Origin of the sequence: Porphyromonas sp. (genome assembly GCF_030529325.1) — a bacterium.
In the GTDB taxonomy this organism is placed as follows: domain Bacteria; phylum Bacteroidota; class Bacteroidia; order Bacteroidales; family Porphyromonadaceae; genus Porphyromonas_A.
Map to the genome: position 1 here is coordinate 21,463 of NZ_JAUMXC010000008.1, position 21,858 is coordinate 43,320.

Consider the following 21,858-nt stretch of genomic DNA (forward strand, 5'->3'; position numbering starts at 1 on the left):
CTAAAAGTACGCTCAGTATATAGAAACATCAGGATAAACAATAGCATATGTGCGGAATAGTAGGATATATAGGTTTTAAGGATGCTTGTCCTATACTTACCGATGGACTTAAACGGCTTGAATACAGAGGTTATGACAGTGCCGGAATAGCTCTTCTTGACGATGAAGGTGAGTTGAATGTCTACAAGGAGAAAGGTAAAGTAAGAAGTCTTGAAGAGAAAATGAATAGGGTGAATCGTACCGGAGTTGTCGGTATTGCTCATACAAGATGGGCTACTCACGGTGAACCTTGTGAACGTAATGCTCATCCGCACTACTCTTACAGCAAAGAAATTGCGATAGTACACAACGGAATTATAGAAAACTATAAGGAGTTGAAGACCATACTGCTTGATGAAGGTTTTGTCTTTCATAGTGATACAGATACCGAGGTGCTGTCTTACTATATCGAGTATGTCAAGAAGACGCAAAATCTCCCATTGTTTGAAGCCGTCCAAACCGCACTGAGAAGTGTGACAGGAGCCTATGCCGTTGCCGTGCTCGACAAAACTAGTCCTGACTATTTGGTTGCTGCACGCAAGGGGAGTCCTCTTGTTGTTGGGATCGGAATCGACAATAGTGAGTTTTTCATAGCATCGGATGCTACTCCGATTGTCTCGTATACTCGAAACGTTATTTATGTGGGAGAGGAGGAGATCGTAGGACTTCATATAGGTACTTCGCCTCGCGTAGAGTCTATACATGGAGATGTGATTGAATACCAAACTCAAGAAGTTGATCTTGATATCAGCATGATAGAGAAAGAAGGTTTTGACCACTTTATGCTGAAGGAGATATTTGATCAGCCTCGTTGTCTCACTGAATGTCTGCGAGGACGGGTAAGTCAAGAGCAAAAGCGGATAATATTGTCATCATTCGAGATGTCTCGAGAGCGTCTCCTGAAAGCAAGTCGCATCATTATATTGGGCTGTGGAACATCATGGCATGCCGCCCTCATAGGTAAGCAGCTTATCGAAAGGATGGCCCGTATCCCGGTGACAGTAGAGTATGCTTCCGAGTTTAGGTATCGAGATCCTTTCATATCTCCGGATGATATCGTGATAGCCGTGAGTCAATCTGGAGAAACTGCCGATACTCTTGCAGCAGTAATGTTAGCAAAGGAGAGGGGGGCATACACTTATGGTGTTTGTAATACGGTAGGGTCTTCTATTGCCCGACTTACGGATGTCGGAACATATATTCATGTGGGACCGGAGATCGGTGTCGCATCTACCAAAGCATTTGTAGGCCAACTTGCTGTGCTTACTATGCTGGCTCTTTGTTTGGGATATGAGCGGCAGGAGATATCTAAGGATTACTATCAAAAACTTGTTGAGGAATTGCCTCAGTTACCTGAAAAGATCCAAAGAGTACTTGGTCAAAATGAAAGGATAAAGCAGCTCAGTCAAAATTTCAGTGATACACGCGATTTTCTATACCTTGGTCGAGGTCTTAACTATCCGGTAGCACTCGAAGGGGCTCTTAAACTCAAGGAAATATCTTACATCCATGCCGAAGGATATCCGGCAGCAGAGATGAAACATGGTCCTATTGCTTTGGTAGATGAAAATATGCCTATCGTTTTTATAGCCATTCGGGATAATATATATGATAAGGTCGTAAGCAATATTCAGGAGGTTAAAGCTCGTAAGGGGAAAATATTGGCGATTGTCAATGATAATGACGAAGAAGTATCTAATCTCGCAGATTGCGTGATAGAGGTGCCTCAGACTTTGCCGGAATTTACCCCTCTTGTTACGGTTGTGCCACTTCAGTTGCTGTCTTACCATATAGCCGTCAACAAAGGTTTAGATGTGGATCAACCGCGTAACCTTGCAAAGTCTGTGACTGTAGAGTAGGGACCGGGGTACGTAGATTTGGAGACATATATTTTTGATCTTTCCACTAAAACAAATCTACATATTAACATACTCGGAGGGGGGATATAACAAATAAAATTGAGTAACTTTGCGCGGAGTGCTGAAAGGTACGATCACCTCATATAATTTCGCAAGATAATCATACCTTAGTAAAGAAATATGGAACCACTAAAACACGAGTGTGGTATTGCTGTGGTGCGTTTGAGAAAACCCCTCGAATACTATCATCAACGATATGGCACATGGATGTATGGCATAAACAAGATGTACCTCTTGATGGAGAAGCAACACAACAGAGGACAGGAAGGTGCAGGTATCGCCTGTGTCAAGTTGGCAGCTTCGCCGGGTGAGGAGTATATGCATCGAGAACGAGCTCTTGGAAATACAGCCATTACCAAAATCTTCAATTCTATCCATTCTATTTTTAATTCCGTTTCCCCAGAACAATTGAGCGATCCTGTTTACGCAACAGAGCATGTGCCATTTGCTGGGGAATGTTATTTAGGGCACTTGAGATACAGCACGACCGGTAAAAAAGGGCTGGAGTTTGTGCACCCGATGATGCGTCGGAGCAATTGGAGAGCAAAGAGCCTTGCTGTATGTGGGAACTTCAATCTGACTTCGGTGGATGTCATTTTTGATAAGATTTCTTCCGTGGGACAACACCCACGCAATATGTCTGATACACATATTCTCCTCGAGCAGATTGGACACCGACTTGATAGAGAGGTTGAGCACCGATTCAGAGAAAGTAAGGCAAAGGGTCTTACAGGGATGGATATCACCAATGATATAGAGGCTCGTATCAATATGACAACACCACTCAAGGAGTGTTCTCCTGACTGGGATGGTGGGTACGCGATGTGTGGACTCACCGGTAGTGGAGAGATGTATGTCATGAGAGACCCATGGGGGATCCGTCCTGCCTTTTACTATATTGATGACGAGATTATCGTTGTAGCCTCTGAGCGTCCTGTGATACAGACCGTCCTCAATGTTACTTATGACCGTGTGCAAGAACTATGTCCGGGGCAGGCCATCACGATAGATCGTACAGGGCAGAAAGTGGAGTTGACACAGATACTTGAACCAAAACAAAACAAGGCCTGCTCTTTTGAGCGTATATATTTCTCTCGTGGTAGTGATATAGACATCTATAAAGAGCGTAAGCAGCTTGGAAAAAACCTTGTTCCCCAAATTCTAAAGAGCATCAATGGGGATTTGGATCATGCTGTTTTCTCCTTTATCCCAAATACTGCTGAAGTGGCTTACTTTGGTATGGTAGAGGGCTTGAATGAGCATCTTAATAAAATTAAAGCAGAGAGGATAACTTCTGCAAAAGATCTCTCAAAAGAAGAAATTGAAGTAATCCTTCAGTCCCGAATACGTGCTGAAAAGGTGGCTATCAAAGACATAAAATTGAGAACCTTCATCGCGGAGGGTACGAGCCGTAATGATCTTGCAGGGCATGTCTATGACGTGACTTACGGTAGCCTTAAGAGGGGAGAAGATGCTCTTGTTGTCATCGATGATAGTATCGTGAGAGGAACGACTCTAAAAGAAAGTATCATCAGTATACTTGATAGGCTTGGACCTCGTAAGATTGTTATTGTGTCCTCATCTCCCCAAGTACGATATCCTGACTACTACGGCATAGATATGAGTAAGATGAAGGAGTTTGTGGCATTCCGTGCTGCGATAGCATTGCTTATGGAGCGAGGTAAACAGGTCATTATTCATGATACCTATGCTCGCATATGCAAGGCCATGGAAGAGGGTAACAGTCGTTCGGAAAACTTTGTTAAGGCGATCTATGAGCCTTTTACTCTTGAAGAAATAAATGCCAAGATTGTCGAGCTGCTCAAGCCCGACTTTGTCAAGTCTGAGGTCGAGCTTGTATACCAGACCATGGAAGGGTTACATGATGCTATTCCAAATCATCCGGGTGATTGGTACTTCTCCGGGGATTATCCAACTCCCGGAGGAACTCATCTTGTCAATAGAGCTTATATGGACTATTACGAGAATGACTTTAAGAAGATCTGATAACTACTAAAAGCTAATATATGAGAAAGAAAGGTGTACTTGTCCTCTCTGATGGGACAAGATATGAAGGGGAAGTGTTTGGAGCGGAAAAGCCTGTAAGTGGTGAGGTTGTGTTCAGCACCGCAATGACAGGATATACTGAAAGTCTCACTGATCCCTCTTTCGAAGGACAGATACTCGTATCTACCTATCCCTTAGTCGGTAATTATGGATTGCCTGCTCAGGAGACTGATCCGGAGACCGGGCTCACTCTCTTGCAAGAGAGTTACAGAATGCATCCGGAAGGTTTTATTGTTCATGACTACTGCGAAGGATACAGCCATTGGAATGCTGTTGAAAGCCTTGAAGATGGCATGAAGCGCAATGGAATCACAGGGCTTACGGGAATAGATACCAGAGCTCTTACTCAGAAACTGCGTGACCACGGATCACTTATCGGTAAGATAATTGTTGAGGGTGAGGGCGACATAGAATTTGTTAATACTGATGAAATAAACCTTGTTGCAAAAGTCTCTACCAAAGAAATCATCACATACAAAGGCTCTCTCGGTAAGGAGGTTGTTTTGATTGACTGTGGTGTCAAAGAGAATATCCTCCGTAGCCTTTTGCGCAGAGGTCTTACAGTACACAGAGTACCTTGGGACTATGATTTCACTGGCATGGAGTTTGATGGTGTATTTATCAGTAATGGTCCCGGAAATCCCAACTTGTGTACCCCGACCATAGAACATATACGTAAGGCGATGACTATGGACAAGCCAATCGCAGGTATCTGCATGGGAAATCAACTTATAGCTCGAGCAATAGGTGCGGGAGTTATCAAGATGAAATACGGACACCGCTCTCACAATCAGGCTGTACGTATGGTTGGTACGGATAAGTGTTTTGTTACAAGCCAAAATCACGGTTTTGCAGTGGATCCGGATACGCTCCCTACAGATTGGAAGCCTTACTTTATTAACCTTAATGATGGCTCAAACGAAGGCCTGATTCATGAGTCAGGCAAGATGTTCTCTGTACAGTTTCACCCCGAAGCATGTAGTGGACCTACGGATACGGAGTTCTTCTTTGATGATTTTGTAGCCTTATTGACCAAGTAAATAGTGTAAAACTAAGGAAAAACAATCATAGAAATATGTCAGTAAAGAAATATAATAAGGTGCTGGTGCTCGGATCCGGTGCTCTCAAGATTGGTGAAGCAGGAGAGTTTGATTACTCCGGATCACAGGCACTAAAGGCTCTCAAGGAGGAAGGTATATCCACCGTCCTTGTAAATCCTAATATTGCAACGGTGCAAACCTCTGAGGGGGTTGCCGACGTCGTATACTTCCTTCCCGTTACACCATACTTTTTGGAGCGAGTCATTGAGAAAGAGCGCCCGGATGGTATCCTTCTTGCTTTCGGGGGGCAGACGGCTCTTAACTGTGGTGTGGCTTTACATCGTTCGGGAGTCCTTCAGAAGTATGGTATTGAAGTCTTAGGCACACCTGTTCAGGCAATCATAGATACAGAGGACCGTGAACTCTTTGTGCAAAAGTTGGATGAGATCGATGTCAAGACCATCAGCAGCGAAGCTTGCGAAAACATTGAATCTGCAAGAGTCGCAGCTAAGAGGCTTGGTTATCCTGTTATCATCCGTGCAGCTTATGCTCTCGGAGGCTTAGGTAGCGGTTTCTGTGACAATGAGGAGGAGTTGAATGTTCTTTGTGAAAAAGCTTTTGCTTTTGCTCCTCAAGTGCTTGTGGAGAAGAGTCTGAAAGGCTGGAAAGAAATTGAGTATGAGGTCGTACGTGATAAGTACAACAACTGCATCACCGTATGTAATATGGAGAACTTTGATCCTCTCGGTATTCACACGGGAGAGAGTATCGTCATTGCTCCATCTCAAACGCTGACCAATAGTGAGCATCAGAAACTTAGGGAAATCGCGATAAAAATCGTTCGCCATATAGGCATTGTCGGTGAGTGTAATGTCCAATATGCTCTTGATACACACAGTGAAGATTATCGAGTGATCGAGGTCAATGCACGCCTTAGTCGTTCATCGGCTCTTGCATCCAAGGCAACGGGTTATCCTCTTGCTTTTGTTGCTGCAAAGCTCGGCCTTGGCTATGGACTGTTTGATCTCAAAAACAGTGTAACAAAGCACACCTCTGCATGCTTTGAGCCGGCTCTTGACTATGTGGTGTGTAAGATCCCTCGCTGGGATTTGAGCAAGTTCCATGGTGTGTCTCGAGAACTTGGCAGTAGTATGAAATCCGTAGGTGAAATCATGGCTATCGGACGCACCTTTGAGGAAAGTATCCAGAAAGGTTTGCGTATGATAGGGCAGGGTATGCACGGCTTTGTTGAAAATAAAGAACTTATTCTTGACGATATTGACGGCGCACTCCGACAGCCTACAGACAACCGTATATTTGTCATCAGCAAGGCATTTCGAAAGGGTTATACTATTGAGGATATCCATGAACTTACTAAGATAGACCTCTTCTTCCTCCGTAAACTAAGGAAGATTGTAGATACTGCTGAAGAACTTGAGCAGCTCACAGATATATCTCAAGTCTCAAAGGACCTTATGAGGCGAGCTAAGAAAGAAGGTTTCTCCGACTTTCAAATAGCAAGAGCGATCTATAAGCATACCATAGATGATATTGAGCAGGCCCAAGATAGAGTGAGAACTTACCGCAAGGAGCTTGGTATTGTTCCTGTCATCAAGCAGATAGATACTCTTGCTGCCGAGTATCCTGCTCTTACCAATTATCTTTACCTCACTTATGGTGGCGAGACGCATGATGTACAGCCTGAGCACGACAATCGCAGTGTCATTGTTCTTGGTTCCGGAGCATATCGTATCGGTAGTTCTGTCGAGTTTGACTGGTGTGGCGTCAGTGCGCTCCAGACCATTCGTAGGGCAGGGCTTCGTTCGATTATGATCAACTATAATCCTGAGACAGTAAGTACTGACTATGACCTCTCTGACAGATTGTATTTTGATGAGTTAAGCTTTGAGAGGGTACAAGATATCATCGAACTTGAACAACCAAGAGGTACTATTCTCTCTACCGGAGGACAGATTCCGAATAATCTGGCTGTAAAGCTTGCTGCCAAAGGAGTGACAATCCTTGGTACTCAAGCAAAAGATATAGACAATGCCGAAGACCGTCATAAGTTCTCTGCTATGCTCGACCGCTTGGGCATCGATCAGCCCGCGTGGAAGGAGCTGACTTCTCTTGAAGATGTCACGGCTTTTGTCGAACAAGTGGGATATCCCGTGCTTGTCCGTCCATCTTATGTGCTTTCAGGTGCAGCTATGAATGTTTGCTCCAATGATGACGAATTGCGCCGCTTCCTTGAGCTTGCTGCCAACGTGTCTCAGAAACATCCTGTTGTCGTGTCTTCATTCATTGAGCATGCAAAGGAGGTTGAGATGGATGCTGTTGCGGATCATGGCGAACTCGTTGCTTATGCTATCAGCGAGCATATCGAATTTGCAGGTGTGCACTCCGGAGATGCTACCATACAGTTCCCGGCACAGAAGATTTATATAGAGACCATCCGACGCATCAAGCGCATCACACGTCAGATTGCAAAGGAACTACATATTTCAGGGCCGTTCAATATCCAATTCCTTGCGAAGGGCAATGAGATCAAGGTTATCGAATGTAACTTGAGAGCTTCTCGCTCATTCCCATTCGTGAGTAAAGTCCTTAAGATCGATCTTATCGACTTGGCAACTAAGATCATGCTCGGTGAACCATACGAACGTCCACAAAAGAATGCCTTTGATCTTGACTATGTGGGTATCAAGGCTTCACAGTTCTCTTTCTCTCGCCTCCAAAAAGCAGACCCCGTACTTGGAGTGGATATGACCTCTACGGGAGAAGTGGGATGTATTGCTTCGGACTCCAATGAAGCTATTCTCAAAGCAATGCTCTCGGTAGGTCAGAGAATTCCGGAGAAGGCTATACTTATGTCCACGGGAGGTGCCCGCCAAAAGGTGGATATGCTCGAAGCTGCTAAGGCCCTCCATCGCAAGGGTTATGAGATATATGCGACCCAAGGGACGCATGCGTTCTTGGAAGATAATGGAGTGCCATCCAAGCTGTGCTACTGGCCGAGCGAAGAGGGAAAGCCTCAAGCACTTGATCTGTTGCAGTCACGCACAGTGGATCTTGTTGTCAATATCAACAAGAACCTTTCAGCCCGCGAACTTACCAATGGGTACAAGCTTCGCCGTGCAGCGACAGACCTTAACATCCCACTTATCACGAATGCTCGTTTGGCCTCAGCCTTTATTACAGCATTCTGCAAGCTCTCTTTGGAAGACATCAAGATCAAGAGCTGGCAAGAATATTGATAATAGGATAAAGTCCTAAAAAGGAGGAAGCCCCAAGTCGATATATACCGACTTGGGGCTTCCTCTTTTTTAGATTTCCACAGATATATAGGCTTTAAGGGATATAAAGGAAGCTCGAGATTAAGTTGTCTAACTTGCGAGCGACAGTTGTCTAACTTGTGAATGATGGTTGTCTAAAGAGTTTTGACAAGGTCGGGGACTTTTTCTCGCGTCCATGCTCCGATTGTTTTATAGGAGCATACACAATTATTGTGTAAATTTGTACCCCAATAAACCAAACTATTTATGCAAAAAATTAGAAATATCGCAATTATAGCACACGTTGACCATGGTAAGACTTCTTTGGTCGATCGTATGCTTCAGGCCGGTAAACTTTTTCGCGATGAAAAGGAGGTGCCGGAACAACTCCTTGATAGTAATGACCTTGAAAGGGAGAGGGGGATCACAATCCTCTCCAAGAATGTCTCTATCCAGTATAAAGATTACAAGATCAATATTATAGATACTCCGGGGCATGCGGACTTTGGCGGAGAGGTGGAGCGTGTCTTGAATATGGCAGACGGTTGTTTGCTCCTTGTCGATGCTTTTGAGGGCCCTATGCCTCAGACACGTTTTGTCCTTGGCAAGGCTATCGATATGGGACTCAAGCCTATTGTTGTGGTGAACAAGGTGGACAAGCCCAACTGTCGCCCGGAGGAAGTTCAGGAAATGGTGTTTGACCTGATGTTCAATCTCGATGCTACTGAAGAGCAGTTGGACTTCCCTACCTTTTTCGGATCTGCCAAGGAGGGTTGGATGTCGGATGATTGGAAAAAGCCTCAGGCAGATATTACTCCACTCCTTGATGCCATTATCGAATATATCCCTGAGCCTGAGATGCTGGAAGGAGCACCACAGATGCTTATCACCTCGCTTGACTACTCTTCGTATGTCGGCCGTATAGCGATCGGTCGTGTTCATAGAGGGACAATCCGTGAAAATATGGATGTCATCCTCATGAAACGTGAGGGAGGGCAGCAAAAGTGCCGTATCAAAGAACTCAATGTCTTTGAGGGGCTTGGACGCAAGAAAGTGGAAAGCATCTCCAGTGGCGATATTTGCGCTGTCATAGGTCTTGAGGGATTTGAGATTGGTGACACCATCAGCGATGTCAACAATCCGGAGGCCCTACCAAGCATTACCATCGATGAGCCTACGATGAGTATGCTCTTTACGATAAACAACTCCCCCTTCTACGGCAAAGAGGGTAAGTTTGTCACATCAAGACACATATATGATCGCCTGATGAAAGAGTTGGATAAGAACCTCGCACTCCGAGTCGAACCTACGGACTCTGCCGATGCTTGGCTTGTCTACGGGCGCGGTGTCTTGCACCTTTCTGTATTGATAGAGACTATGCGACGTGAGGGATATGAGCTTCAGGTAGGACAGCCCCAAGTGATCCGCAAGGAGATCGATGGGCAGATCTGTGAGCCTGTTGAGGAGCTTACCGTCAATGTGCCGGAGGAGTATTCCAGCAAGATCATAGACATCGTCACACGTCGTAAGGGTGAAATGACGATGATGGAAAGTAAAAATGATCGTATCTTCCTCAAGTTTACCATCCCATCGAGAGGTATCATTGGTCTCAACAATGCGGCTCTTACCTCCTCAGCCGGAGAAGCCATTGTGGCGCATCGCTTTTTGGAATATCAACCTTGGAAAGGTGATATGGATAGTCGCAACAACGGTTCTCTTATTGCCTTGGAGACCGGTACAGCGTATGCTTATGCACTGAATAACCTGCAGAGTCGTGGTAAGTTCTTCATTTCTCCACAAGAAGAAGTCTACGAAGGACAGGTCATTGGTGAACACAGCAAGGAAGGTGATCTCACTGTCAATGTCTGCAAGAGTAAAAAGCTCACCAATATGCGTGCTTCAGGTAGCGATGACAAAGTCGCTCTGGCTCCTCCCGTCATCTTCTCATTGGAGGATGCTCTCGAATATATCAAGGGTGATGAATACCTCGAAGTGACCCCTAAGAGCATGCGTATGCGTAAGATACTTTTAAGTGAGGTCGAGCGTAAGAGAGCCGGTCGGTAATTCCGCATCAATATAAACAAACGATAATCCATGCGTCGGTACGAACCATTCATGTTCAAGCACTTCAAAGTACATCAACAAGAAAGTGCCATGAAGGTCGGTACCGACGCTGTCCTTTTGGGGGCTTATGTGACTCTTCCTTCTGACGAGCCTGTCCGAGTGCTTGATGTGGGGAGTGGTACGGGTATTGTGGGTATGATGATAGCTCAGAGAGCACCCTTTGCACAGGTGGACTGTGTCGAAATATCTCATGAGGCAGTGGAGGAGTCCGGGAGGAGTGTCGAGGAGTCTCCTTTTGCTGATCGTATCCGTGTTTTTTGTTCGGACTTTTCAGATTTTTCTGGCTCCGAAAAGTATCACCTCATTGTGAGTAATCCTCCGTTTTTTACTGAAACACATAAAGCGAAGGGTAGACTTCGCAACCAAGCAAGACACATGGAAGGACTTACTCCGGAGGTGTTCTTTGATGGAGTTCGTAGGCTTCTTATATCTTCCGGGAGGGTTACAATCATCACGGCTGTAAGCTCCTTTGAACGTTTCTGTAAAGCAGCTTCCGCCGAGGGGTACTTTTTGGCCGAAGTGCTATTGGTACGACCTACAAAAAATGCCGATGTGAAACGTATTGTGGCGACATGGAGCCGTATTGAAACAGATAGGATTAAGTTCGATGATCTGTTTATCGAGGTCAGCCGACATCGCTATTCAGAGGCTTTTAAGGCCATGACAGGAGATTTTTATTTGGACAAGAAATAGTATGCACATTCTTTTTTGTATCTTGCCCACTCGGAGGTGATATACCGGCTTAGTCCAATTTTACCGATAAGCCGTAAAATTTGTGATGAGTAAGACTGAGTGTTCGGAGTGCACACGAAAAATATAAAAACATTGTATTTCACTCTCCTGAACACTCAAGTTGAGCCCCTCTATTATTGTATATAATCTTAATTCTTACTAACTTCGCACCCTTGAAGTACTATGATTTTTGCTGAATAAATCAAAAACATTATATAATGGCAACTTTAGAAAAAATTAGAAACCGTGCGGGTCTCCTTGTTATTATCATAGGGTTGGCTCTTTTGGCCTTCCTCATGGGAGACTTCCTAAGACAAGGTACTACCTTGTTTAGAGACTCACAGATGAATGCTATCGTTGTGGATGGCGAAGTGATCAAGATCAATGAATACGAAGCTCGTGTAAATCAGGCACAAGATTTGTATCGCATGCAGACCGGTAAAAATAACCTCTCTGATGTCGAGATGAATCAGCTCCGTAACCAAGTTTATACTTCTATCGTGTCTGAGCGTATCCTTGATGCTAAGACCGCAGATCTTGGTATTTCTGTCAGTCCTGCAGAGGTTTTTGACCTTGTGCAAGGTGATTTTATCTCTCCTGTGATCATGAACTCTCCTTTGTTCATGGATCCACAGACCGGAGTGTTTGACAAGGTTGCTCTACTAAACTTCTTGAAGAGTATTGATGCAAAGCAGATCAACAGCTATCCTGCTGAACAGAGAGATCAACTACTTGAACTTCGTAACATCTGGATTGCTATGGAAAATAATGTCCATGACTTCCGCTTGAATGAAAAGTACACCAATCTCATCTCTAAGGCTATGGTGGCTAACAAACTCGAGATTGAAGATCAAGTGACAAGCTCTCTGACAAGTGCAGATCTTGCGTTTGTTGCAAGACCATCAAGGACTGCTCCTGACAGTTTGGCTGTTGTTGACCAAAGTGCTGTAAAGGCATTTTACGATATGCACAAGGAAGCTTTCAAGACAGATGAATCTCGTACAATCGACGTGGTTTATAAGTCTATCCTGCCTTCTCAGTCAGATATAGATGCGACACGCCAAGATATCGAAACTGCACGTAGAGAACTTATCGATGGTGTAAATCCAAACGATGTCATCTCTGAGTTTTCTGACGAACAGTCTTTTGATGCTTACCTTCCACTTAATTTCTTCCGCAATGCGTTCTTCAACTCAACGCTTGCTGATGAGATATCTTCTGCAGAGCCCGGACATGTGACGGATCTTACTTATACAGATAATACATACAGTGTGGCGAAGCTCCTCGGTACAAAGGTTGCTCCGGACTCACTCCTTGTACGTCATATCCTATTGCCTGCAAATGATGCTTCGGTCGACAGTTTGTTTAATGTCGCTAAGGGTGGTCTTGATGCATTCAGTAGCGCAGCGATCAATCACTCACTTGATAGCAGAAGCGGTGCAAATGGTGGCGAGCTTGGCTGGTTTACAGAGTTCTCTTCCGTTCGTTTCCTCAGTCCTGAGTTCAGAGAAGCGATTTTCTCCGCTTCTGTTGGTGCTCCTGTGAAGTTTACTTCGCAGTACGGTACTCACATCCTTCTTGTGGAAAAGGCTACTGCTCCTGTCAAGAAGTACAATGTGGCTTATGTGACCAAGAAAGCGACTCCAAGCTCAAGGACTATCAACGAGCTTTACAATGAGATGAACTCATTCCTTGCAAAGAATAATAACGCTGCTGCCATCGACACTGCGGCTATTTCTGCAGGTTTCCAAACGTTGAAGGATCTTCCTATTTATGGTATGCAACCTAACGTCGCAACTTCAATCGGCAATAGCCGTTCGCTTGTTCGTTGGGCTCTTGATAATAAGGTTGGTGCTGTTTCTGAAGTTAAGGAGTGTGGTGATAAGTATGTCATTGCAGTTGTCAAGAAGGCTACTCCACGTGGATACCTTCCTTTTGAAGATGCAAAGTCTCAGATCGAGCCTATTATCCTCAACAAGGCTAAGGTCGATGCTATGTACAACTCTGTCGTAGCTGCAGACTATCCATCACTTGAAGCTTATTCACAAGCAATAGATGTCCCTGTAGACTCTGTTAAGTTTGTCAAGTTTGACACAAACCGTATCGAAGGTATCGGCTTTGAGCCTGCACTTAATGCTGCGGCAGCATATGCTCCACTCAACAAGCTTGTTCCTGTGAAGGGTAACAACGGAGTATATCTTGTCAATGTGATGTCTCGTGCAAATGAAGATGCTGTGGAAGCAGACGCTGCTCGTGGTATGATCGAGAGCTCTCGTCAGGCTGCTGTTCGCATGAGACTGCTTCAAGCTCTTATCCTCAAGTCTGATATTGAAGATACGAGAGTACGTTTCTATTGATACCCCTTTGGGAATCTTATTCCTATAAATGATATCTTAGCGAGTGAGTCAAATCATGGATTTGGCTCACTCGTTTCTTATGTATTAGATGACCAGACATGGTTTTGATGATCTGAAAATCATATCCATTTGGGACTACAGACATGACTCCGCGTTATTTATTTGTCTTATATGAAGTCTCGTGATATCGATTGCCGGCAGTCTATCCTTGGGGGAGGCACTTAAATTTCATCTCTCTTATTGCCTTTGGCATTTGTATTTTCCTTATCTTAGTTCCTCAAATAATAGTTCTATGAAAACAGACCTGAGAGAGTGTAGACCGCATTTTGTGGATAGAGACATCAGCTGGCTCTATTTCAATAGGCGTATATTATTTGAGGCTCAGAGAGCGGATATCCCTTTGCTTGAAAGACTCAACTTTCTTGGGATTTATTCAAACAATCTGGATGAGTTTTTTAGAGTCCGGATAGCCCTTTTGAGAAGAACTATTGATGGCTATGAGTCAGGAGTAACACCTTCGGTCAGACAGGAGACTATCGAACGTCTTCGTCATATATATAAGATCAATGCGGAGTTGAATAAGATGTTTGAGGATACATTTTCGAGTCTTATATCTGCTCTGAAAAGCGAGGGGATAATGATGATCCGTGAGACCGAACTCTTGCCGGGAAAGCTCGAGGATGAGGTGCATAATTTCTACATGACCGAACTCAATGCTTCTACAAACCCCATTTTCCTCAGAAAGATCAAGTCCATAACCGATGTTTTGGATGAGTCTATTTATCTTGCTGTTGAGCTTAAAGAGATAGATAGTTCCGGGAATGTGCTCCAAGAGGATATCGCTATTATCCGTCAGCCTGTAGAGAAGTTTGGACGGTTCATCCGCTTATCCGATACAAGTGATGGGAAAGTATACATCATGTTTTTGGATGATGTTATTCGTCACAATCTCAAGTATATTTTCGTTGGTAAGAAATACAATAGCTTCAGAGCCTACACCTTTAAGTTTACAAAAGACTCTCAGATGAAGATAGATGAGCAAGATAATGATGGAGTCTTGCAGCGTATCTCCAAAGGGCTGAGTAAACGAAGTAAAGGGGACTTGTTGAGAGTTGTCTTTGATAAGGAGATGCCTAAGAGCATGCGTGACAAACTATTCAAGAAGGCTCAGTTGGATCGTAAGGATGCTAAAATCCCGGGAGGACGCTATCACAATACCAAGGATCTGATGGATTTTCCATCCTGCGATAGGGCAGACCTGCTCTACCCGGTGCAACAACCCATAGGTGAACACAGTGACGACATATCTCAGAGTATTATAGACAAGATACTTGTCAAAGACAGGGGGTTGCACTTCCCTTACCAGAGTTTTGACAGATTTATCCGAGTCCTTAGAGAGGCTGCCATTAGTGATGATGTCAAGGAGATAAAGGTCACGCTTTACCGTGTTGCCCGCGAATCCAATGTCGTCAATGCACTTATCGCAGCTGCTCGAAATGGAAAGAAAGTCACAGCAGTTGTTGAGCTATTGGCAAGATTTGACGAAGCAAGTAATATCTTGTGGAGCCGAGAGATGATGGCCAATGGCATCAAAGTGGTCTTTGGTCCTGAGAAACTCAAGATACATAGTAAGTTGGTATATATATCCACCAAAAATGGGGATATTGCTTGTGTGAGTACCGGTAATATGCATGAGGGGACAGCAAAGGTGTATACCGACTATATGCTTTTTACTCATGATAAACGTATTGTACAAGAAATCAATAAGGTATTTACGTTTATCGAGCAACCTTATCTGCATGTCTCGTTTAAGAACCTTTTGGTTGCTCCCAATGACATGCGTAATCGATTTGCAAACCTCATCCATAGGGAGATAAAAAACCGAAGAAAGGGCTTGAATGCTTATATAAAGGTTAAAGTAAACCATATCACCGATCCTCGCATCATCAAATTGCTCTACAAAGCCTCTGAGGCCGGAGTCAAGATTGAGTTGCTTGTTCGAGGCAATTGTTCGATAGTTCCCGGGGTTGAGGGTTGTAGTGATAATATCACAGTCAATGGTATTATAGACAGGTATTTGGAGCATTCTCGGATATTTATCTTTTGTAATAATGATAAGCCGCTTTACTTTATCGGCTCTGCAGACTGGATGGAACGTAACCTTGACAGACGCATTGAGGTTGCAGCTCCTGTTTATGATGAAGATCTCAAGGCTGAATTGCGGATGATTGTTGAAAAAGGTCTTGCCGATAACCTCCAAGGGCACTGGGTTAATACTCATGGTAATATGCCGAGGAGGAAGGCCAAAGCCAAGGATATTGTTCACTCTCAGAGCGAACTTTACAAGTATTATTTGAAAAATCAGCAACTTGGGGAATGAGTAGGGCTGAGCGTCGATCTGACTTACTCATCATTATTGAGATAAAATCAGGCCCAAAATTGATGCTTAATAGTAAAAAAATCGTACCTTTGCAGCAAGGTAGGAGAGATAAAGCCTTCCAATCGGATGAAAACGTGGATAGATTTGTATGCTTGCAACCACGCGATAAAAAATGCTAAAAAGATTCATACTCAAGCGTATCTCCGGATGGGAGATGAGTTTCTGACTCTTTACTGCTTTTATCATTTGCGGCACGGTATCCACGAAGGATATCGGGCTTTTTCTTTTTATACCCCACATATCACATAACAATAACTACTAAAAAATAGATAGACTATGAGTTACCTATTTACGTCCGAGTCTGTGTCTGAGGGACATCCTGATAAGGTTGCCGATCAGATCTCCGATGCCATTCTCGATCATTTTTTGGCTCTTGATCCTCAGTCTAAAGTCGCTTGTGAGACACTTGTCACTACGGGACAGGTTGTCGTAGCAGGGGAAGTCAATTCGACTGCTTATGTCGATATTCAAGAGGTCGTCAGAGACGTGATCGCGGGGATCGGTTACACTAAGAGCGAGTATAGATTTGATGCAGAGTCATGTGGCATCTTTTCAGCCATTCATGAACAAAGTTCGGATATCAACAGAGGGGTCGTCAGAGCAGAGGCTTCAGAACAGGGGGCAGGAGACCAAGGTATGATGTTTGGTTACGCAACGAGTGAGACCAAGAGCCTCATGCCACTACCGATAGAGTTGTCTCATATTCTTCTCTACGAACTGGCAGATATTCGTAAAAACGAATTGCACCTTATGCCATATCTTCGTCCTGATGCCAAGAGCCAGGTGACAGTTGAGTACAATGATGACCGCACTCCACGCAGGATACATACCATTGTCATCAGTACTCAGCATGATGAGTTTATCCTTGTTGATAAGGGTAGGACTCAAGATGAGGCTGACCGCATGATGCAGGCAAAGATCGAAGATGATGTGAGAAACATCCTCCTGCCACGAGTCATGAAAAAGTATCCTGAGACTATTGGTAAGATGATGGATGAAAACTTTATCCTACACGTCAATCCGACAGGAAAGTTTGTCATCGGCGGACCTCATGGAGATACGGGTCTCACAGGTCGTAAGATCATTGTCGATACCTATGGTGGTGCTGCATCACATGGTGGAGGGGCATTCAGCGGTAAGGATCCCAGCAAAGTGGACCGCTCGGCAGCATATGCGGCTCGTCACATCGCGAAGAACCTCGTAGCTGCAGGAGTGGCTGATGAAGTACTTGTACAGCTTGCTTATGCTATCGGAGTAGCTCACCCCGTCAGCGTATTTGTCAATACCCACGGACGCGCCAATGTCGCTCTTTCTGACGGTGAAATCGCACAGAAGATCAGTGAAATCTTTGACCTCCGACCATTTGCTATCGAGCAACGTCTCCAGTTAAGACGTCCTATTTATCGCGAGACCGCATCTTATGGTCATATGGGACGCGATCCTCGCAAGGTGACAAAGACATTCAAGTCAAGATACACTGAGCCGATCACAACGGAAGTAGAGCTCTATACTTGGGAGCGCCTTGACTATGTTGATAAGATCAAGGCAGCCTTTGGGCTATAAAATACCCACGTAACAATACAAGAAAGGCTCAACCGTCATGCGTACGGTTGAGCCTTTTTTGTATTGTCAATACTACTTGATCGAGCCGTTTTTTACACGAGACGGTAGACGACAGCCCCATGTGCAGGGACATCCACCTCAATAGGTTCATGTGATGAAAGCATAGCTGCCCCTCGGCTGTCACTCAGTATGTCCTCAAGGATGACAGGTCTATTGTCCTCCATCCCCAAGATCTCAAAGGCATGCATAGGGATTGTGATCTCGTACTTGCGCGGATATTCTGCAAAGTTCACCACGACAAGGAATGTTTCTTTACCGTCACTGCGTAGGAAGAAGTAGTCTCGTGAATGGTCGATATCCGGCTTATGATTAGCATACATGAGGTCAAAAAATCCTCCTTTGTTTAGTGCTTCGTATTCTAACATCCCATTGAGGAGTTTGCTGTACTTTGTGCGCAACCTTTTTTCTTTATCGGTGAGTTCTTTGTCAGAGAACATACTTCGTTTCCCGATCCAACGTCTTACGCTACCTACACTCCAGTAGTCAAAGATGGAGGTGCGCCCATCCAAACCTGAAAAACCTTCGGTATCCATCCCTCTCTCTCCAAGCTCTTGCCCGAAGTAAGTCATTATCCCGTCCGTAGCCCCAATAAGGGCTGACACTACCATCGCAGGGAAAGCTTTTTCTCCGTCCCCGATCATAAAGTCGGAGCCCAAACGTACCTCATCATGATTTTCCATAAAGCGCAACATGTGTCCTTTGACATGCTCTTGTTCAAAATGGATGCGGGTGATATCCGATGCAGGCCTGTGTCCTCGGAGTACTTGGGTGAGTGTGTCGTACAGCCCGTCTTTATCATACAAGTAGTCAAAACCTGCTTGTACATATGATGCGTACTCATGAGGGCGATATACCTCTGCTATGAATAATATATGTGGATATTCTTTGCGTAGCTCCCCTATACACCATGTCCAAAATGCCAGAGGTACCATCTCTGCCATATCGCATCGAAATCCATCGACACCCTTCTGTGCCCAATATCTAAGGATATCCAACATCTTTGCCCACATGGGAGGTCTTGGCTCGAAATGACAATGTCTGCCATGCACATAATCGACACCATAGTTGAGTTTGACTGTCTCGTACCAGTCATGTGTCGTGGGTGTTGCTGAGAAACAATCATTTCCGGTTGCTCTTGCAGGCCTCTCTATATATTCGTGTTTATCGTCCTTGAGCACCAACGTCTGATCCGGGATGTAGTAGAAATCATTTTGAGGTGAAAAAACTACTCCTCTGTCATCTTTACATCCAAAATCTTTTGTGTCACCGGGAGCTGAATCCGAATGATAGGTCCGTGCTACATGGTTGGGGACAAAGTCTATGATGACTCCCAGGCCTGTGTCATGGGTGCGAGCAATAAGAGCTTCGAACTCCTGCATGCGTTGAGAAACTTTTGAGGCCAGGGTGGGTGAGACGTCATAGTAGTCCTTGATGGCGTATGGCGAGCCGGCTTCTCCTTTGACTATGCTTGACGGATCTGCAGGAATATCTCTAAAGGCTGTCTTGGTGGCATGCTCCAAAACTCCGGTATACCATATGTGAGTGATCCCCAGATTTTTGATCGATTTCAGAGCTTTGGATGAGAACGAACTGAACTTTCCTACACCATTTGTTTTGATGTTGCCGTTCGGAACACATTCCCCTGTCTTATTGCCAAATAGGCGTGGCAGGACTTGATATATAGATATTTTACTCTTGTTCATGAATTACCTCCTTTTTCTTATTTACATGGTTAACATCTGTTTAGGGCAAAAATACCAAAGTTTCTCTGAATAGCTCTGTTTTAAGATTGTCGTGTAGCCATAAATCTTCGAAAGATAACTTGGAGGAACTAAAAAAGTCGTCTAACTTAAGACATCAAGGTAGGCACGTTGATTCGTCAAGGTAGGCACGTTGTTTTTGAGGGTCGTATATCTTTCCAAGATGGGCTCTTCGGGGAATTTGTTTGGATTGGATGAATGGTTCCATAAAAAACAGAAGAGTTCGATACGAGAAGTATCAAACTCTTCTGTCTAAAGTTTTCTTCTTCTTATGGCGCCGGATGTTTTTTCCTTTCAGTCAGTACCTCTCTGGAGAGAGCAAAAAGGCTTTATTTGATGCTGTTTCTTCTGAGTTGATCAAGAAGTTCGGTATAGAGATGATGAGATGTGTCGATGTTTAGAAAGTAGGGTAGAGCGTGCCCTTGGAGCAACAGATGACGAAGCTCGGTTGCTGATATGTCAAATACCGGAGCATCTACTATCGTGACATTGTTTGGGATGGTAGAGGCCGGAGGTGCATCGTACCCGGGGCGAGGGTAGACTATGATATCTGTCTCGGTCATCAATCTACTTCCCTCGTACCACTTCGGCATCGTGAGGAGGCTATCCAACCCGACCAGTAGTGTGAACTTGTGATCCGGATATGTTTCTTTCAGATGGCTGATGGTACGATAAGTGTAGTTGGGCTTGGGGAGAGATAGTTCTACAGTAGAAACCTTCAGCTTAGGATGTCTGCTTACCTGATAGGTTGCCCATCGAACTCTGAACTCTTCGTCCAATAGTTCGGATTGCGCCTTGAAGGGATTGGTTGGAGTCACGATCAACCATAGTTCACCCACGTCCGGCAGCATCTCCACTACATAGTTGGCGAGGCATAAGTGCCCTATGTGCATGGGATTGAAGGAACCCGAAAAGAGTACTATGTGCTTTGCCATATTGAGGTGAACTTAGTGATTTATAAAGTCGCTGATGAGTGTATAAGCCTCATCGCATGCCTTGGAGAGATCATCGTTGATCACAGTCTTGTCAAACTGAGATGCATACGAAATCTCAAACTCTGCTTTGGCAAGACGTTTCTCTATCACTTCAGGAGTATCTGTCCCTCTATTGGTGAGCCGTTCCCTCAATGCATCGAGATTTGGGGGCATGATAAATATCGTCATGGCTTGCTCGCCATAGATACGCTTGACATTGAGTGCTCCGATTACATCTATATCAAGGATGACGTGTTCGCCCCTTTGAATTTTGCTATCGACTTCACTTTTTAGTGTGCCATAGAAGCATCCCGCATAGACTTCTTCGTACTCCAAGAAGCCTCCTTGATCAATACGGCGCCTGAACTCATCTTCTGAAATAAAATAGTACTCTCTCCCATCTACCTCTGCTCCTCTTGGAGATCTGGAGGTTGCCGATACTGAAAAATTGAGGGGTAATCCTTGAGATATCAGGTGATTAATTATTGTCGATTTGCCTGTACCTGAGGGTGCTGAGAATATGATGATCTTTCCGGTGTTCATAGGCTTCCTTATAGTACGTTTAGGACTTGTTCTTTGATTTGTTCAAGCTCGTCTTTCATCTTGACTACAATCTTTTGAAGCTCCGAGTGGTTAGATTTTGATCCGAGGGTATTTATCTCTCGGCCTATCTCTTGGGCAATGAATCCGAGCTTACGTCCGACTCCTTCTTCGTCACTTTCCATTGTTTTGATGAAGTAGTTGAGATGATTGGACAAACGGCTCTTTTCCTCGTTTATATCTAGCTTCTCGATATAGTAGATCAGCTCTTGCTCGAGTCTGTTTTTATCATAGTCTGTCTCTATATACTTCTGTAGACCCTCTTCGAGCTTCGCACGTACATTGTCGATGCGTTCTTTCTCGTAGGGCTCTACTTCAGCAAGCAGACCACGTATCTTCTCTATGTTATTTTGAAACCCTTTTGCTAAGGCTTCTCCTTCCTGAGTCCTGAAGCTTATATGTGCTGCAATAGCTTTTTCCAACGCCTCCATAGTGATGCTTTCGTAGGTTTCCTCTTCACCATTGTTATTATTGGAGATATAGATGTTGGGCATAGAGAGGAGGGTACGCATGGGATCTTGGGGCATCGGTATACCCGTCTCCGAGGATATCCTTTGTAGCTCTTTCCAGTACTGATTCATTAGCTGTGCATCGACTTGTGTCTTGGGGAGATTGGATAGATCTTCGAGTGTGATGAATACATCTATCTTGCCTCTGAGCAGAGCTTGGTTGACCCTTTTCCTCATTTCCATTTCCAAGGAGCGGAGGGAGGCCTGAACTTTCATGGAGATATCGGATTGCTTACCGTTGACGGAGCGTATCTCTATCGTTACTCTTTTGTTTTCGGCTTCGACTACGGCTTTGCCAAAGCCTGTCATGGATAGTATCATAGGAATCTTTTTGTAGAATTATAAAGCAGAAAGGGCATCCTCCATTCGGGCAATTGAAGTTGCCTCAGAAGGAAGGAT

The 21,858-nt window shown here is 44.5% G+C and carries 13 protein-coding genes; 9 read left to right on the forward strand and 4 right to left on the reverse strand.

The genetic code is table 11. The features are described 5' to 3' along the window. Positions 1-47: 47 nt before the first annotated feature. The 9 genes from glmS to metK all read left to right on the forward strand — a co-directional run bounded on the left by glmS (position 48) and on the right by metK (position 17,556). A complete protein-coding gene (glmS, locus tag Q4A14_RS02400; RefSeq protein ID WP_303169665.1) occupies positions 48-1,898 on the forward strand; it encodes a glutamine--fructose-6-phosphate transaminase (isomerizing) in 1,851 nt (616 codons plus the stop codon). Between the two features lie 180 nt (positions 1,899-2,078). Further along, a complete protein-coding gene (locus tag Q4A14_RS02405; RefSeq protein ID WP_303169666.1) occupies positions 2,079-3,965 on the forward strand; it encodes an amidophosphoribosyltransferase in 1,887 nt (628 codons plus the stop codon). Positions 3,966-3,985: 20 nt separating this feature from the next. Further along, positions 3,986-5,065, forward strand: coding sequence for a glutamine-hydrolyzing carbamoyl-phosphate synthase small subunit (gene carA / locus Q4A14_RS02410; RefSeq protein WP_303169667.1), 1,080 nt, complete (start codon positions 3,986-3,988; stop codon positions 5,063-5,065). Positions 5,066-5,100: 35 nt separating this feature from the next. After that, positions 5,101-8,322 (forward strand): carbamoyl-phosphate synthase (glutamine-hydrolyzing) large subunit, encoded by a 3,222-nt coding sequence (gene carB / locus Q4A14_RS02415; protein ID WP_303169668.1) that lies wholly within the window; start codon positions 5,101-5,103, stop codon positions 8,320-8,322. A gap of 285 nt (positions 8,323-8,607) precedes the next feature. Then, on the forward strand, positions 8,608-10,404 hold the full coding sequence (gene typA / locus Q4A14_RS02420) for a translational GTPase TypA (protein WP_303169669.1): 1,797 nt from the start codon (positions 8,608-8,610) through the stop codon (positions 10,402-10,404). 30 nt (positions 10,405-10,434) lie between these two features. Next, positions 10,435-11,157, forward strand: coding sequence for a tRNA1(Val) (adenine(37)-N6)-methyltransferase (locus Q4A14_RS02425; protein ID WP_303169670.1), 723 nt, complete (start codon positions 10,435-10,437; stop codon positions 11,155-11,157). Between the two features lie 257 nt (positions 11,158-11,414). Beyond that, complete coding sequence (locus tag Q4A14_RS02430) at positions 11,415-13,553, forward strand: peptidylprolyl isomerase (protein ID WP_303169672.1); 2,139 nt, start codon at positions 11,415-11,417, stop codon at positions 13,551-13,553. A 292-nt stretch (positions 13,554-13,845) separates the two neighbouring features. Beyond that, on the forward strand, positions 13,846-15,933 hold the full coding sequence (locus Q4A14_RS02435; RefSeq protein WP_303169674.1) for an RNA degradosome polyphosphate kinase: 2,088 nt from the start codon (positions 13,846-13,848) through the stop codon (positions 15,931-15,933). 336 nt (positions 15,934-16,269) lie between these two features. Then, positions 16,270-17,556 carry a methionine adenosyltransferase gene (gene metK, locus Q4A14_RS02440; protein WP_303169675.1) on the forward strand — a complete coding sequence of 429 codons (1,287 nt, stop codon included), beginning with the start codon at positions 16,270-16,272 and terminating at the stop codon, positions 17,554-17,556. A gap of 92 nt (positions 17,557-17,648) precedes the next feature. Here the strand turns inward: metK and Q4A14_RS02445 are convergent, their stop codons facing one another. From Q4A14_RS02445 to Q4A14_RS02460, 4 genes are all read right to left on the reverse strand, one after another. After that, positions 17,649-19,319 (reverse strand): alpha-amylase family glycosyl hydrolase, encoded by a 1,671-nt coding sequence (locus Q4A14_RS02445; RefSeq protein WP_303169677.1) that lies wholly within the window; start codon positions 19,317-19,319, stop codon positions 17,649-17,651. Positions 19,320-19,705: 386 nt separating this feature from the next. Further along, positions 19,706-20,311 carry a nicotinate (nicotinamide) nucleotide adenylyltransferase gene (gene nadD, locus Q4A14_RS02450; protein WP_303169678.1) on the reverse strand — a complete coding sequence of 202 codons (606 nt, stop codon included), beginning with the start codon at positions 20,309-20,311 and terminating at the stop codon, positions 19,706-19,708. 12 nt (positions 20,312-20,323) lie between these two features. Continuing rightward, positions 20,324-20,893 carry a guanylate kinase gene (gene gmk, locus Q4A14_RS02455; RefSeq protein ID WP_303169679.1) on the reverse strand — a complete coding sequence of 190 codons (570 nt, stop codon included), beginning with the start codon at positions 20,891-20,893 and terminating at the stop codon, positions 20,324-20,326. Positions 20,894-20,901: 8 nt separating this feature from the next. Beyond that, the gene (locus tag Q4A14_RS02460) at positions 20,902-21,780 is read right to left on the reverse strand and encodes a YicC/YloC family endoribonuclease (RefSeq protein WP_303169680.1); all 879 of its coding nucleotides are present in this window, start codon (positions 21,778-21,780) and stop codon (positions 20,902-20,904) included. Between the last annotated feature and the right edge of the window lie 78 nt (positions 21,781-21,858).

Coding starts and splice junctions, on each gene's coding strand:
- metK (WP_303169675.1), top strand. CDS start 16,270: ATGAGTTACCTATTTACGTCCGAGTCTGTGTCTGAGGGACATCCTGAT.
- carA (WP_303169667.1), top strand. CDS start 3,986: ATGAGAAAGAAAGGTGTACTTGTCCTCTCTGATGGGACAAGATATGAA.
- nadD (WP_303169678.1), bottom strand. CDS start 20,311: ATGGCAAAGCACATAGTACTCTTTTCGGGTTCCTTCAATCCCATGCAC.
- Q4A14_RS02405 (WP_303169666.1), top strand. CDS start 2,079: ATGGAACCACTAAAACACGAGTGTGGTATTGCTGTGGTGCGTTTGAGA.
- Q4A14_RS02430 (WP_303169672.1), top strand. CDS start 11,415: ATGGCAACTTTAGAAAAAATTAGAAACCGTGCGGGTCTCCTTGTTATT.
- Q4A14_RS02425 (WP_303169670.1), top strand. CDS start 10,435: ATGCGTCGGTACGAACCATTCATGTTCAAGCACTTCAAAGTACATCAA.
- typA (WP_303169669.1), top strand. CDS start 8,608: ATGCAAAAAATTAGAAATATCGCAATTATAGCACACGTTGACCATGGT.
- glmS (WP_303169665.1), top strand. CDS start 48: ATGTGCGGAATAGTAGGATATATAGGTTTTAAGGATGCTTGTCCTATA.
- Q4A14_RS02460 (WP_303169680.1), bottom strand. CDS start 21,780: ATGATACTATCCATGACAGGCTTTGGCAAAGCCGTAGTCGAAGCCGAA.
- carB (WP_303169668.1), top strand. CDS start 5,101: ATGTCAGTAAAGAAATATAATAAGGTGCTGGTGCTCGGATCCGGTGCT.
- gmk (WP_303169679.1), bottom strand. CDS start 20,893: ATGAACACCGGAAAGATCATCATATTCTCAGCACCCTCAGGTACAGGC.
- Q4A14_RS02445 (WP_303169677.1), bottom strand. CDS start 19,319: ATGAACAAGAGTAAAATATCTATATATCAAGTCCTGCCACGCCTATTT.
- Q4A14_RS02435 (WP_303169674.1), top strand. CDS start 13,846: ATGAAAACAGACCTGAGAGAGTGTAGACCGCATTTTGTGGATAGAGAC.